The organism is Colwellia maritima, from assembly GCF_022669015.1.
GTDB classification, from domain to species: domain Bacteria; phylum Pseudomonadota; class Gammaproteobacteria; order Enterobacterales; family Alteromonadaceae; genus Colwellia; species Colwellia maritima.
The window spans coordinates 574,958-590,065 of the sequence record NZ_JAKKSL010000001.1; the positions used below are offsets into that span (position 1 = coordinate 574,958).

The window sequence follows — 15,108 nt, forward strand, 5'->3', positions numbered from 1 at the left end:
TTTCGATTTGAGGTTATTAGATAGAGCAACTATCTGATATGATCTACCTTATTGGAAAATTACACTTTAATTAATGTTGGAACGGTAAATCAATGTCAACTACTGCAGAGCAAATCAGCGAGCAAATTGCTCATGAACTAAATGTTAAAACGTCACAAGTTAATGCTGCAATTAATTTGTTGGATGATGGTGCAACAGTACCTTTTATCGCTCGTTATAGAAAAGAAGCAACGCAGGGCTTAACAGATAATCATCTGCGTGAATTGGCAACGCGGCTAACTTATTTACGTGATTTAGAGGCTCGACGTCAGGTTATTTTAACGAGCATTGAGCAACAAAATAAGCTAACTAGCGACCTTGCTAAGCAAATCGCAGATGCCGATAATAAAACCCGTTTAGAAGATTTATATTTGCCTTACAAACCTAAACGCCGAACCAAGGGGCAAATTGCCATTGAGGCGGGTATTGAGCCGTTAGCAAATAGTTTATTTAATAATTGGCAGCTTGATCCTGAGCATGAAGCGCAGTTATATCTCGATAAAAGAACAAAAACGGACGCAGGTTTTGATGATATTAAATCGGTATTAGAGGGGGCTAGCTTTATTTTGGCAGAGCGCTTTAGTGAAGATGCCAATTTGTTACTTAAACTTCGTACTCACATAATCAAACAAGCACATCTAACCAGTAAAGTTGTTAAAGGTAAAGAAACCGAAGCAGTTAAATTTCGCGATTATTTTGAACACAGCGAAAAGTTAAAATCGATACCTTCACACCGTATGCTAGCTATGTTACGAGGCCGTAATGAAGGGTTTTTACAGTTAAAAATTGATGTTGATCCTAGCCAAGAGAAACAAACGATTTCTAGTGCAGAGCAGCTTATTAGTGACCATTTAACTTTGAGATGTTTTTCGCCAAGCCAAGATCAAAAAGCGGCTGATTTTTTAGCGAGTACAGTACGATTAGCATGGAAAAGTAAATTTAGTATCAGTTTAACAAATGAACTTTTAACTCAGTTGCGTGAGCAAGCCGAATTACAAGCGATTAAAGTTTTTGCTGAAAACTTGGCTGATTTATTAATGGCTGCGCCTGCCGGCGCTAAGGTAACGCTTGGCTTAGATCCTGGTTTACGCACAGGGTGTAAAGTAGCCGTTGTTGATGCTACCGGTAAATTGTTGCATACCACTACAATTTTTCCTCATGCACCGCAAAATCATTGGGAAAAGTCTATCCGTACGTTGGTTAATATTTGTCGTCAACATAAAGTAGAATTGATTGCTATTGGCAATGGTACAGGATCGCGTGAAAGTGACAAATTAGTGAGTGAAGTTATCGCTCAATTTGATTCAACAACAGGCCAAGCAAAGCCGAAAAAAATGACAGTCAGTGAAGCGGGAGCATCGGTATACTCCGCCTCTGAATTTGCAGCGAAAGAATTTCCTGATCTTGACGTATCAATACGTGGAGCTGTCTCTATTGCCAGACGATTACAAGATCCTCTTGCTGAACTTGTAAAAATAGATCCTAAAGCGATAGGCGTTGGTCAATATCAACATGACGTGAGTCAGAGCCGGCTAAGTAAAAGCTTAGATGATGTTGTTGAAGATTGTGTAAATGCCGTTGGGGTAGATCTTAATTCAGCTTCAGCAGCTTTACTAACCCGTGTTCTTTGGTTTAAATAAGACGATGGCTAATAATATTGTTCAGTTTCGAGATGAACAAGGCGCTTTTACTAATAGAAACCAATTGAAAGGTGTTGCTCGGTTAGGGCCTAAAGCTTTTGAACAAGCGGGCGGCTTTTTACGTATTAGTGGTGGCGATAACCCGCTAGATCAATGTGCCGTTCATCCAGAAACGTACCCTGTTGTTGAAAATATTATTAAGAAACTTAATATTGATAGTGCAGATTTGTTAAATAGTGCATCTCAATTACAACAAGTGAATGTCAGTGATTTAACAACAGAGCAATTTGGTGAAATTACTATTAATGATATTATACAAGAGCTTATAAAACCAAGCCGCGATCCTCGACCTGAATTTAAAACTGCTACCTTTGCTGAGGGTGTCAATACAATAGCCGATTTAGACGTTGGTATGGTACTTGAGGGGGTTGTTTCTAATGTGGCAAATTTTGGTGCGTTTGTTGATATTGGTGTGCATCAAGATGGCCTTGTACATATTTCAGCGATAACCGATAAATTTATTAGTGATCCGCGCGAGATAATAAAAGCAGGTGAAATTGTTAAAGTAAAAGTGATTGAGGTTGATCCTGCTCGAAAACGAATTAGCCTCAGCATGCGCCTAGATGACAGCGTAAGTAAAAGTTCACCGCCACCACCACAGCATAAAAAAGTTAAAAAAGAGTCACATGACAAATCTCGTGTCGCTACGAATAGCAAACCAGTTAAAGCTAAAGTTAAAAAAGTTGAGAATGCAGCGATGGGAAATGCCTTTGCAGATGCTTTTGCAAAGTTGAAAAAATAAATATTTTCATCGTCATCGTTGGTTAGTTTATGTCAGCAGGATTTTTCTTTTAGGGGAATCCTGTTTTTTATTGAATTTTTCGAGTAATACCAGTTTCATTAATTAAGTAATCTATTTTATGCATAGAAAAAAATGCCAAATACAAGGCGTTTCTTTCAATAACGAGTTGTTTTAATGATTAAATAAATAACGATGTAGGCGGAGATTTTAGCCAGTAGAAATGATTACATAGTTACTGAGATTGGTATAATTCACAAGGTTAAAATTTATTTTAAAAAACAGATTGACAACACAAATGATAATGATTATCATTTGATTATTGGTTAAGGCAAGTGAATGCTCTCTCAGGCGTTTTAACTAATAGCAAGGCTTGTTACTTGGTGATTATGACCCAGGACACATGGTCACCAAGTGCCTTCTTTGTGAATTGATTCAACTTATTCCTTTGAGTCAAGTCGATTAAAAATTTTTGATGGTTTAACCAGTATTTGTTTTAACAAATACTGGTTTTTTTGTTTATATTTGACGTAAAAAAAGGGGAAGCAAAAGCTTCCCCATAAAATAACCTCATTAAGAGGTTAACTAACGCAAGTTGGTTAGTGTTTTATTGGCTTAATCTTTTCGATTAAACACTATAAAACGTATTTAGCTGACAATTGAAAGTAATCAGAAGATTTACTTACTTCATCCATTTCAAAATTACCCACTTCAACACCAAAAGATAATTGTTTAGTATAGTCTTTAAATAGATTAACAGCGACATGGTTACGTTTAGTGTCAGCTAAGTCAGCATCTGTACTACCGTAGTATATTGTTGATCGCATATCTTCAGACCAAAAATGACGATAAGCAACCATGAATGAGGTAGTATCTTCTGCTTTTTCACCCACTAAATCACGGGCAGCAACAACACCAACATAGCGACCGGTATTACCGCTATGTGCTTGGAAACGGAAATCATCTTTTCCAAAGGTTTTAATGCGACCTGCAACACCAAAACCAAAAGCCGATTCTGTGTCACCACCAACAGTATTCAATTGACGGGCTACACCGGCAACAGAAACGTTACCCCAATCACCTGAAAAAGTGTACTTAGCAATAACATCTGGCACTGAATCCTGAGAGCCATCCCCTTTATCTGAATTTGGGTTTTCTAAAGCAAGTTGTAAACCACCGTTAGTATAACGGATTTGACCTTGACGAATAAACGCAGATGCTACTAAAGGGCCACCGAAATCAGCGCCTTCAGCTAAAGCACTGGTGTTCATAAAGGTAGTCCAAGTTTGACCTACAGTGATGTTTTTATATTTGATAAATGCGTGACGTAATCTTGGATGTTCTGAGTTAGAAACAATTTGGTTGCCACCACCACCATAAAAATCCATTTCAATAAAGCCAGTAACATCACCATGAACATATTTAGCATTAAAGCGCGTTTCGTTGACAGAAAATTTGGTTGTTGACAGGTCTTCTGTCACTGCACCGTGACCAATCCAGTAATCATTATTTGTTACAGTTGAGCTTACGTCCCCGTTAATCGTACGTAGGTCTGCTTTGATGTACCCACCGAATGTGATTTTATCATTGTCTGTTAAGTCAAATGTGTAACCGGCATTAGCCGCACCGGACCATGGTTAAAAGACCTGCTGCTAATAGTAATTTGCATTTATTAAGTTTAAACATTGTGTTTCCCCACTTTGTTTGCCTACTGGCAATTGTTTTATTAATTGTGTTCTTTGTTGTGATAATTACTTTTTTATAAAATTAAGATCTGCGTCTCTTTTTGTTTTTATTTAACACCATCATTTCGATGATTAAATCAAAATGATGTTGAATTTTTGTTCAGGTATTAAGGTAAGATTAAAGCGCACTTAAAGAAATTAGACCTAAGTCTAAAAAAGAGATTTTTAGCCTTAGACTTTAGTCTATCGAAACATTGAAGAAGTAAAAGTTGCTGTTATAAAAGGGCTTGTACGTTGAAAAAAGACAGAATCTAGTGAATGATAATGTGATTTTAAGCGCAATGTTTCTTATACCAATCTCACTAACTATGTGATCATTTCTACTGGCTAAAACCTCCAACTACATCGTTATTTATTTAATCATTAGAATAACTCGTTATGAATAAATGCTTTGTATTTGGTAATTTTTTCTACGTATAAAATAGATCACTTAATTAATGAAACTGGTATTATTTTGCTGATGACTAACATCTGAAATAGCATGTTTTGTCTGAAGTGGTGTAAAATTTATACAAGTGGATAATGCTAAATGGTGTCGTTAGGATAGTTTATTTTGCTTTGAATCCTATTCTAAATGCGCCCCAATGCTTACCTTTAACAAAAATAGGCACTGATATATCATGCATTATTTCACCTGTATCACGCTTGTATGTTTGTAATAAAAATTTGTTGGTATGTTGGGCAGAACGTATGCCTGTTGGGTCGTTAAACATACGTTTGGTACGGTTATTAACCATATCAACTTCAGGATTACCTGTTAAAGGTTTTGAATAGCGTTTGTTATGCGTTGGAAAATAGCCATTGATATCAACTGCGCCTGCATAGATCATTTCGCTGAACTCGTCTAACAGAGGCTCTTGAATTTTTGGTAAGTATTGATCTGTAAAGCCATCAAAACCTGAGGTGAATTTGGGCGGTACACTTGTACCTAGAGGTTTATAATTGAAATCAAAAAGTTTTTGCTGTGTTATTTGGTTACTTGCAATACTCTCTTCAAACAGTTCACTTACTTTTTTCGCTGCCAACTGTGCCTGTTTGCACATGGTGTTAATAAATGTATCGTTATCAAATTCTGAAAGGTGAACAAAAATTGATTCACTATTATTAGATAAGGTTTGTGCCTGGCTTGAGATGCGCTGCGTTTCGTTACTCTTATCCACAAGAAAGTCGTGTAAACTGACAACAGATGTTGAGATTTCAGCGGCGGCCATATCTTGTTCTTGTAATGCATGGCTAATCTGAGTCTTGGCTTCTGATGAGTCTGCCATTAGATGATCTATTTCGGTAAAGGAGTGGGATAAGGTTGTCAAAGTGCCTACTACGCTATCTGTCTGCTGCACTATTGTATTCATGACCGTGGTTGTTTCGTTTGTCTCTTTACCAATTTGGTTCAGCATTTCACCAATTTGATGGGTTGCGTCGGCGGTTTTTGCTGCTAAAGCTCTTACCTCGTCGGCGACAACGGCAAACCCTCGCCCTTGCTCTCCTGCTCTAGCGGCTTCAATAGCAGCATTTAATGCTAACAAGTTTGTTTGCGAGGAAATACCATCAATAACATCAGTAATACTTTGTATTTCTAATGCTTTTTTCTCAAGCGACTGAATCATATTAGACGCATTGATAACGGATTCATTCAGTAAATTTACGACAGTAATATTATCATGCAATTGATGCGAACTAGAAGCGCTTGCACTCATTGCTTGGTTTGCTTGATTTGATGCATGCTCGGCATTGTCATTAATTTGCTTGCTGTTCATCGACATTTGCTCGGCAGCCGTGGCTAGCCTATCAACATCGTTGCTAGATTTCTCTATTGCTTCACTTAATTGGGTTAAAAAGAAGCTTATTTCTGCCGAATTGATAGCCAATTCACTGGCTTGAACCCCAATCTTTTCGCCCACTTCGGCAAAGTGATCTGAAGATTCTTGTAACGTATTTTTAGTAGACCCATCGTGATCAGAATGTTTTTTACTTGTTATAAAAAAAACAGCAATAAAAGTGAGGGTAGTTAATACCAAGGTTGACAAAAAAATTGACGGGAAGATGCGGGTACTAAAGTAGTGAAAAATAGCGACCAGTAGCGCGAAAATAAGCGCTAATAATGTACTAGGTATTAATTTATTATTCATTATAATTACCTTTATGTAGCGTATGTATTTAACCAGAACTTGGTTTAAGATGTTTTTAATTCATTCAATTACCACAATAGATTATATTAGTTTAGCACAGCTTGACTATCATACTTTAGTTGATATATTTAGTTGGGGAAAACTTGATATCGCGCATGAAAAGCGCGATTAACCAATCAAATTATCCCCCCGCTTGTTTTAGTTTTGAGTATTATATTTTGTTTGTAAATAGTCAAATACTGCTCTAATGCCGAAAGCCTCTCCACCTAAGGGACGTCCAGATAGGGCGCGGACATTAAAAGCCATCACATCAAAATGCACCCAGTTCGTTTCTTTACTGATAAATTTTTCTAAATATAATGCGGCGGTAATTGCTCCACCAAAAGGACCCGAAGAGCAGTTAGTCATATCCGCTATAGTGCTTGAAAATAAGTCAGTATAAGGTTGATATAATGGCATGCGCCAAGCAGGATCATTGATTTTATTGCCGGCTTTGGTTATTTCCTCTGCTACGTGGTCATTTGTAGCAAAAAAACCGCCTACTTCAGTGCCTAAAGCAACACGCATAGCGCCAGTTAACGTGGCGAAATCGATGATTAATTCATTTTCATCATTATCTGCTTCAGCCAATGCATCACACAGTACTAGGCGCCCCTCTGCGTCAGTATTATCAATTTCAACAGTGAGTCCTTTACGTGTGGTTATTACATCACCAGGTCTCATTGCATTGCTTGAAACGGAATTTTCAACGGCAGGGATTAATACACGTAAAAAAATAGGTAATTTATGAGACATAATTAGGTGTGCTAAACCCAAAACATGTGCAGCCCCACCCATATCTTTCTTCATAAAACGCATACCGGCGGAAGGTTTTAGATCTAAGCCCCCACTGTCAAAACATACCCCTTTACCAACAAGAGTTATTTGAGGGTGTGATTTATCCCCCAAGTAAAGTCGATGAGCCGCGGTTGGTGAACACTTGCACGGCCAACTGCATGAATAGTAGGGTAGTTATGAGTAAGTAAATCATCACCAATAATTTGCGATACTTGACCTCCAAAGTCCTTAGCTAATTTTTGCGCTGTATCACCAAGGTTTTGTGGCATCATATCGGCAGCAGGTGTATTGACTAAGTCACGTACTAAGGCGGTTGCTTTTGCATGATTAATAGCGCTGTCGACAAGAGATTGTTTACTAACAATTAAACTAGGAAGAGACTTTTGCTTGTGCTGTGTTTTATAGTTGGAAAACTCATAAGCACCCATCAACCATGAAAAACAAATCGCTTGTTGATGTTCTGGTGCTGCGTGTAGTAAATATTGTCCTGGTGGCAGCAAATTGATTAAATTTCCACATGAAAAATAATGGCTTGCATCATCCACTACAAAAATTGCTTGGCATAATGCCCCATTGTTTTCCGCACAGAAGCAAGGTAATAACGCTAAACCTTCACCTGAATAGTTTATTTGTTCTAACGGCGCAGATCTGATGGATTTTGGTTTGATAACCATTGTGTATAGTTTGCTTTCTCTATGATAGTAAGTGGAGTGCCAGTATTGCCAACGGTAAGTAATGAAATCATAAGGTGCCTGTAATTTGGTCTTAAAGCGTAATACCTAAGAAAGCTTGCTTCTTAGGTTTTGGTCGTTTATTGGAAAATGTTAGGTTGAAGCCTAAGCTATATCAATAGGTAGATTATAACTTAACCTAGGGGTAGGGTGTTCGCAACTAGAAATTTACAGCTAAACGGGTTGTGGTTAATAAATTTTATAAAATAAGATCTTTGAGTTGTATTTTTTCGGCCTTGGGTTTGTTATTTACTTGAGCAAGGAGTAGTTCGGCCGTAGCAATGGCGTCATTAAGGGCATTATGGCCATGGTGCTCAGGTAGTTGATACTTATGACGTAATTTTGATAATCGTAATTCTGATGGGTCATAAGAAATATCCCGCTTGTCCAGTTGTCGTTTGGCTATAACTAAGGTATCAATGATAGGGAAATCGGGTACTAATCCATATAATTCAAAACAAGCTTGTTGTAAAAACTGGCGTTCAATGCGAGCAAAATGGACTAACATCACTTTACCGGCTAATGCTTTTAAAAGTTTTTCCACAACGATGTGTAATGGTTGCCCTTGTTCTTTTTGGGTGTCAGTGATTTGATGGATTATTACATTGCTTTCTTCAAGTGTCGTTTGCGCTTGGATGATTTGATGATAGCAGGATTTTAGTTTTATTTGTTCATGTTCCATGGCAACAAAACCGACACTTAGTAGCTTGTCTGCTTTCGCGTCAAGGCCCGTCGTTTCGAAGTCTACGGCTAAAATAGGTAGATCATTTATTGAGGTTTCAAGTCTTTGGAAAAGGCACGGTCAAAAATTGTTTAAGCGGCCCCTCTGGCGCTTTTTTCAATAATCGTTTACGTTTTGCTTCATATCCCGCTAGATAGTTAATAAAAGATAGCATTACCATTAGTAAGTTGCCTGTCTTGAATCTTGCAATGTTTTGATTACTTTAAATGCATCTTTTAAGTGTTCACGCTCTAACTTTGATAATTCTTTGGGGGATAGGTAATTATCAGCATCAAGCCCTTTCATTAATTTATTTGCTTGGTGTTTAACACGTAACATTCCTAAAAATTCATATGCATCTATCAAATTATCTGCGGATGATTTGGTAATTGCAGCAGTACCTGCAGCTTGCTTGATACGCTCAATAGTGTTCACGGCGCTAATACCCTGAGATAAGGCATAAATACGGGCAAGGTCGACAATGGGGGCAATACCATTATGCTTTAGATCTAACGTGGCTTTGTGTTTGCCGTTTTGTTTCAGTACAAAGTCTCTAAAAAATCCAAGGGGTGGGCGTAAACCTAGGGCATTTTTAGATAAATGCGCGATAAATAAACTATTGTTTTGTGTTTTTCTCAGTAACTTTTCTCGCACTTTATCAAGTAAATTAGCGTCACCACAAATGGTGTCTAAATCAAAAAATACGGAGTTTAATAATGCTTTTGGTTTTGGCGTATCAACCCAATCATCAAAATATTGCTGCCAAACTTTTGCAGGTTGGCGCCATTTGGGATTAGTGGCCATAATATTACCGGGACAATAAATAAAACCACAGTCAGCTAAACCATCACAAACAAAGTGGGCTAGGCTTTCAAACCAAGCATCATCATAAGGTTTCATTGAATCACAGATAATAATGGCATTGTCTTGATCTGAATGGGCAAGTTGTTCTTGTCTTGCTTGCGAACCCGCAGCTAACCAAGCGTAAGGAACTGGCGATTGGCCATATTTTTCTTCTGCCATTTCAATTAAGCGTTTAGTGAATGCCATGGTAATAGCGCTAATACTTTTACCGATATGATCAGCACTTGCACCAAGCTTTGCTAATCGAATTTGTAATTTAGGTAACAAACCGCTTATTTCTTTTAATTCAACTAAACTTTTTGCTTTGTGAATGATGCTCGAAAAATTAACGGCATTATGTCCTTCATTATTCATTAAGTCTGTGACAGTAACCATACCAACCACTTCACCCTGTTTAGTCACAGGTAAATGATGAATGCGTTTAGCCGTCATAGTCATGAGTGCGTCGTAAGCATTATCTTTAATATCGATAGTGCTCATCTCTTTTGTCATAATTTCACAAATGTTAGTCGTAATAGGTAAGCCTTCAGCGACACAACGACGGCGTATATCTTTATCAGTGATAATGCCAACACACTGTTTGTTATTAAGCACAACTAAGCAAGAAAAGCCTTGCTCAGTCATTTGTATTGCGGCTTCTTGAATTGTGTGAGTAATATTAATACCAATAACTGGGCTGTGATAAAAGTTACTTACAGGAGTGTTCATTAAGGAAGAGGATATGATAGCTTCTTCATTTGCTTTAGACATTCTTTGCTTGAGGCGTTCGGCAGAATTATTACTGAAGTAATCGCTAATACTTGGATAGCTTTCGCCAAGATCATGTAAAATTTTAGCGTCAAGACTATAAACTAAGCAATCTTCGTCGGTTTTTACTTGTCTACTTGGTAATTTTTCTAAATTAGTTGACAGCTGTAAGGCCTGCTTACAAAACTCAGTACATAAATCACCCTCACTAAGGCGTGAAACTAATTCGTTATCGTTGACAAGGCAGCTTAATGCCCCTTTACGCACAATATATAAACAAGGCTCTGTCATTCCTTTCGGCGGTAGGTATTCATCTTTACGTACGTAATGGATTGTTAGCTCTTTAATTAATCGGCCTAATGCTGTTTTTGGCAAGCTATCAAAAGGCGGAATACTCTGAATGAAGCTGTAGATTTCTGAAAGTTCGGTGTCCATGTTTCGTCTCCATTATGGTTCCGGAATGTACCTGTTTTGCTGAACGGAAAGCCTGTGATGTACCTAAGAAATACCATAGACAATTAGAAAAATGCTTTTATGCTCATCTGGTGATAAGGATAATTTAGAGTGCTGAGTATAGGTAGTCAACCATTGAAGTTGCAATGTAGACTAAAGTTGCACTTGTTTTATGAATTGCCCTAGAGACCTTTATAATTCTAGTAAACTTGTCATATTGTTAGGCTTATTTATCTGCCAAAACTTTGATCTAGACTAAAGTTTAATATCAGAAAAAAAAGGTTGTTAGATTTAATACTGTTGAAGTTGAATATGGATTTTTGCCTTTGTTCATAAAAAGACTACGGACAAAAATACATGTTCACGCTTTTACTAAAATTATTACTAATAAAAAGCCTAATAAAAATACACATATTAATGTGAGCTCATATTAATTTGAAACATAGGCTATAACGTCGCTAGGAGACTATTGTGGAAAATAAAGAAACTTATTGGTCGGAGAATCTTCGCCTAATCTTTATATGTCTTGCAATCTGGTTTGCAGTTTCATTTGGTTTAGGCTTACTTCTTGTAGAGCCACTAAATGCGATTCGTCTAGGTGGGTACAAACTTGGTTTTTGGTTTGCACAGCAAGGTTCTATTTACTCATTTCTTGGTTTAATCTTTTGGTATGGCGCCAAAATGAATAAACTTGATCAAAAATATAAAGTGGAGGAATAAGTATGGATGAGTTAAAACTATATACTTACATTGCTGTATTCGGCACATTCGCCTTATATTTTGGTATTGCTTGGTGGGCGCGTGCAGGCTCAACTAGTGACTTCTATGTTGCAGGTGGCGGTATAACACCAATGCAAAATGGTATGGCAATTGGTGCCGATTGGATGAGTGCAGCGTCATTCATTTCAATGGCGGGTATGATTGCCTTTATGGGTTACGGTGGTTCAGTTTTCTTAATGGGTTGGACAGGTGGTTATGTTTTACTAGCCATGTTACTCGCTCCTTATATGCGTAAACACGGTAAATTTACCGTACCTGAATTTATCTTTGATAGATATTATTCTAAAACAGCGCGTATTGTTGCGGTTGTTTGTTTAATTATCGCGTCATTAACTTATATTATTGGTCAAATGAAAGGTGTTGGCGTTGCCTTCTCTCGTTTCCTTGAAGTAGATTACGGCTTAGGTTTAGGCATAGGTATGGCTGTAGTTTGGGTGTATGCAGTACTAGGTGGTATGAAAGGTATTACTTATACACAAATCGCGCAATATGTTGTTATGATTTTTGCATATACAATTCCGGCCATATTCATTTCATTACAATTAACCGGTAATCCTATTCCACAATTAGGTTTAGGTAGCACATTGGCCGATGGTAGCGGTATTTATTTACTAGATAAATTAGATATGGTTGTTACAGATTTAGGCTTTAAAGAATACACTACGAGTAATTTAGGTAGCACGTTAAATATGTTCGCTTATACCATGTCACTTATGATTGGTACTGCGGGTCTACCTCATGTAATTATGCGCTTCTTTACGGTTCCTTCAGTGCAAGCAGCACGTTCATCGGCAGGTTATGCACTAATTTTCATCGGTTTACTTTACACTGTAGCTCCTGCAGTAGGTGCAATGGCGCGTTTAAACTTGATGCATACTATTGAACCGGCAGCAGGTCAAAATTTAGAATACTCTGAGCGTCCACAATGGTTTAAAGATTGGGAACTAACAGGTTTATTAAAATTTGAAGATAAAAATGGCGATGGTAAAATACAGTACACAGCTGATAAAACAACGAATGAAATGGTTAAAGTTGACCGTGACATTATGGTATTAGCTAACCCTGCCATTGCAAATTTACCTAACTGGGTAATTGCGTTAGTTGCCGCGGGTGGTTTGGCTGCAGCACTATCAACAGCGGCAGGTTTACTGTTAGCTATATCTTCCTCAATATCTCATGATTTAATGAAAGGGGTGTTAACGCCAGATCTATCAGAGAAAAATGAGCTGTTGGTGGGCGTATTGTTATGACCATTGCCATACTGATTTCAGGTTACTTGGGTCTACATCCTCCTGGATTTGCGGCAGGTACTGTGGCCTTAGCCTTTGGTTTGGCGGCATCAAGTATCTTCCCTGCATTAATGATGGGCATATTCTCTAAAAAAATGAGTGGTACTGCTGCCGTTTGGGGTATGGTTTCGGGTATCGGTGTGACTATGCTGTATGTGTTCCAACACAAAGGTATTATGTTCATTCCTGGTACTTCATTCTTAGGTGATATGGGTCCTGATTGGTTCTTTGGTATTTCACCTAATGCTTTTGGTGCAGTGGGTGCTTTAGTTAACTTTGCAGTAGCCTTTGCTCTACTTAAAGTAACAGGTCGGCTTGCCGGCGCATATTCAAGATATGGTTGACCATATGCGTTTACCAGGAAAAGCTAGTGCAGCACACGCTCACTAAACAGTAAAGTTCGAGCATTAAGTATAGAGAGATAACTTTTGAGTCTCGAAATAGAATAGAATAAAGGCCGGACGACAATTTTTTAAGAGTCGTTCAGCCTTTTCTGTTATATTGCTTTGTTAAATAAGATGAATTAAGAAGACGTAAATATGAATAGACACCTTAAAGTTGCTTTTATGGTTGCCCCTTTCCTTGCTGTGCTAGGGTATATTGGTGCTGATTACTATAATGAAAATGAAGCCTCTAAAACTAAAATTATTCAATTAGTTCCTGAAGGGCATTGCGATATTATTAATCACAGTTGTGTGCTTGTGTCTGGTGAATTTAAAGTGAATATTTCTGATAAAGCGGGAGTAACCGAAATAAACTCAACTTTTCCGTTAGATAGCGCTACACTTTTTTTGGTGGATAAGACAGATAAAATGACACCTTACCCCTTGGGAATGAAAGAAAGTCCGTATTACTGGCGTAATCACACGGAGTTACGAGAACTAGTGGGTAATAAAGGGGATAGTTATAAACTGCGTTTGATTACCAAAATTAAAGGGGGGCAGTACATTTCAGAGTTTTATACGCAAACTGTTAAATAATAGTGTTTTTTGTTGTGGATTGTTTTTCGAGTATTTTAAGGTGTTTCATAGATGTTTACGTGAGATAGGCTATCCTTATTTTTGTACAGTGAGGTTATAAGGGGATTTTATGAAGGTCTATACCGCAAGGCAGCCTATTCTAAATAATAGAAAACATGTTGTTGCTTACGAATTATTATTTAGGGATAGCACAAAAAATTGTTTTCCCTCAGATGTTGCCCCTGATATAGCCACAGCAAAATTATTAATTAATAGTTACCTTAATATCGGTCTTGAAACGATGACTGAAGGAAAGCCGGCCTTAATTAATTTTCCGATGAACATTCTTGCTGAACATTTAGTGAATATGGCTCCCTATAAGAATATTATAGTGGAAGTACTTGAATCGGTAGAACCAACGGATGAAAATTATCAAGTTTTAGCTAAACTTTCTCGTCAAGGGTTTTCATTAGCGCTTGATGATTTTATCTACAGCCCTGCATGGGAACGTTTTTTTCCATTAATTAAGTTGATAAAAGTTGACATTATTGCCACTCCTCTTGCTTCTATGGCGTATTTAATACCGCTTTTTCGGCAGTATAAAATTAAACTTCTAGCGGAAAAAGTAGAAACCTACCAAGATTTTTTAGAAGCTCAAGCACTTGGTTTTGACTATTATCAAGGGTATTTCTTTTATAAGCCTGAAATTTTTATTGGTATTGAGATAGGTTCTTCGCATCCTTTTTTAATGTCTATTTATAGTGAAGTGATAAAGGAAGACTATAGCTATAAAAAGTTAGAACGTTATTTTGAATATGATATGGATTTAACCTATAAATTATTGCGTTTTGTTAACTCGGTATGGTTCTCTCACACTAAAGAAATTAAGTCGATTAAGCAAGCAATTGCCTATTTAGGTGAGATTCAACTGCGTAAATTTGTGTGTTTGATAGTGATGGCTAAGCTAAACCCAGAAAAACCAACTGTACTGATTCATAATACTATTTTAAGAGCGCGACTTTGCGAAAAGTTTGCCAAATTAATGGGGTTAAATCAACTCTCTGAATACGCGTTTTTAACGGGGTTGTTTTCTACACTTGATGCCATTTTAGATAGACCAATGGCGAAGGTATTACAGGCACTTCCTTTAGCGGAAGAAATTAATAACGCCTTACTTAACCATACCGGTGTTTTAGCTGAGTGTCTTGATTTTGTTATTGCCTACTCAGAAGGAAACTGGGATGTGATCAATACGTTTAGTCAGGCATACAATATAAGCCCCGAAAGCCTTATTTCAAGCAGTGATGAAGCGTATCAATGGCTATCGGCATACAAAGCAACTTAAAGATACCTAATTAATAAACTAGGTATCTTT

Annotated in this window: 8 protein-coding genes and 3 pseudogenes; 6 read left to right on the top strand and 5 right to left on the bottom strand. The window is 37.5% G+C overall.

Annotated features, from left to right (window positions below):
- Positions 1-92: 92 nt before the first annotated feature.
- Positions 93-2,481, top strand: a pseudogene (locus L3081_RS02845) (Tex family protein).
- A 632-nt stretch (positions 2,482-3,113) separates the two neighbouring features.
- Here the strand turns inward: L3081_RS02845 and L3081_RS02850 are convergent.
- Together L3081_RS02850 and L3081_RS02855 are read right to left on the bottom strand one after the other, a co-directional pair.
- Positions 3,114-3,959, bottom strand: coding sequence for a DcaP family trimeric outer membrane transporter (locus tag L3081_RS02850; protein ID WP_338027083.1), 846 nt, complete (start codon positions 3,957-3,959; stop codon positions 3,114-3,116).
- Positions 3,960-4,771: 812 nt separating this feature from the next.
- Positions 4,772-6,352 (bottom strand): methyl-accepting chemotaxis protein, encoded by a 1,581-nt coding sequence (locus L3081_RS02855; RefSeq protein WP_242283300.1) that lies wholly within the window; start codon positions 6,350-6,352, stop codon positions 4,772-4,774.
- A gap of 49 nt (positions 6,353-6,401) precedes the next feature.
- On the opposite strand from L3081_RS02855, the gene L3081_RS26275 reads away from it, so the two are divergent.
- Positions 6,402-6,524 carry a hypothetical protein gene (locus tag L3081_RS26275; RefSeq protein WP_274620298.1) on the top strand — a complete coding sequence of 41 codons (123 nt, stop codon included), beginning with the start codon at positions 6,402-6,404 and terminating at the stop codon, positions 6,522-6,524.
- Positions 6,525-6,550: 26 nt separating this feature from the next.
- Here L3081_RS26275 and L3081_RS28875 read toward each other — a convergent pair.
- The 3 genes and pseudogenes from L3081_RS28875 to L3081_RS02870 form a co-directional block, all read right to left on the bottom strand.
- Positions 6,551-7,863 (bottom strand): annotated as a pseudogene (locus L3081_RS28875) (leucyl aminopeptidase family protein).
- A 256-nt stretch (positions 7,864-8,119) separates the two neighbouring features.
- Positions 8,120-8,692, bottom strand: a complete 573-nt coding sequence (locus L3081_RS02865; RefSeq protein ID WP_338027245.1) for an exonuclease domain-containing protein — start codon at positions 8,690-8,692, stop codon at positions 8,120-8,122.
- A 129-nt stretch (positions 8,693-8,821) separates the two neighbouring features.
- The gene (locus L3081_RS02870; RefSeq protein ID WP_242283302.1) at positions 8,822-10,687 is read right to left on the bottom strand and encodes a putative nucleotidyltransferase substrate binding domain-containing protein; all 1,866 of its coding nucleotides are present in this window, start codon (positions 10,685-10,687) and stop codon (positions 8,822-8,824) included.
- A gap of 489 nt (positions 10,688-11,176) precedes the next feature.
- On the opposite strand from L3081_RS02870, the gene L3081_RS02875 reads away from it, so the two are divergent.
- The 4 genes and pseudogenes from L3081_RS02875 to L3081_RS02890 all read left to right on the top strand — a co-directional run bounded on the left by L3081_RS02875 (position 11,177) and on the right by L3081_RS02890 (position 15,078).
- Positions 11,177-11,425: a DUF4212 domain-containing protein gene (locus L3081_RS02875; RefSeq protein ID WP_242283304.1), complete on the top strand. Its 249-nt coding sequence runs from the start codon at positions 11,177-11,179 to the stop codon at positions 11,423-11,425.
- A 2-nt stretch (positions 11,426-11,427) separates the two neighbouring features.
- Positions 11,428-13,164 (top strand): annotated as a pseudogene (locus L3081_RS02880) (sodium:solute symporter family protein).
- Between the two features lie 149 nt (positions 13,165-13,313).
- On the top strand, positions 13,314-13,754 hold the full coding sequence (locus tag L3081_RS02885; RefSeq protein WP_242283305.1) for a hypothetical protein: 441 nt from the start codon (positions 13,314-13,316) through the stop codon (positions 13,752-13,754).
- Between the two features lie 109 nt (positions 13,755-13,863).
- Positions 13,864-15,078, top strand: coding sequence for an EAL and HDOD domain-containing protein (locus L3081_RS02890; RefSeq protein ID WP_242283307.1), 1,215 nt, complete (start codon positions 13,864-13,866; stop codon positions 15,076-15,078).
- Positions 15,079-15,108: the final 30 nt, after the last annotated feature.

Coding starts and splice junctions, on each gene's coding strand:
- L3081_RS02855 (WP_242283300.1), bottom strand. CDS start 6,352: ATGAATAATAAATTAATACCTAGTACATTATTAGCGCTTATTTTCGCG.
- L3081_RS26275 (WP_274620298.1), top strand. CDS start 6,402: ATGTTTTTAATTCATTCAATTACCACAATAGATTATATTAGTTTAGCA.
- L3081_RS02870 (WP_242283302.1), bottom strand. CDS start 10,687: ATGGACACCGAACTTTCAGAAATCTACAGCTTCATTCAGAGTATTCCG.
- L3081_RS02885 (WP_242283305.1), top strand. CDS start 13,314: ATGAATAGACACCTTAAAGTTGCTTTTATGGTTGCCCCTTTCCTTGCT.
- L3081_RS02890 (WP_242283307.1), top strand. CDS start 13,864: ATGAAGGTCTATACCGCAAGGCAGCCTATTCTAAATAATAGAAAACAT.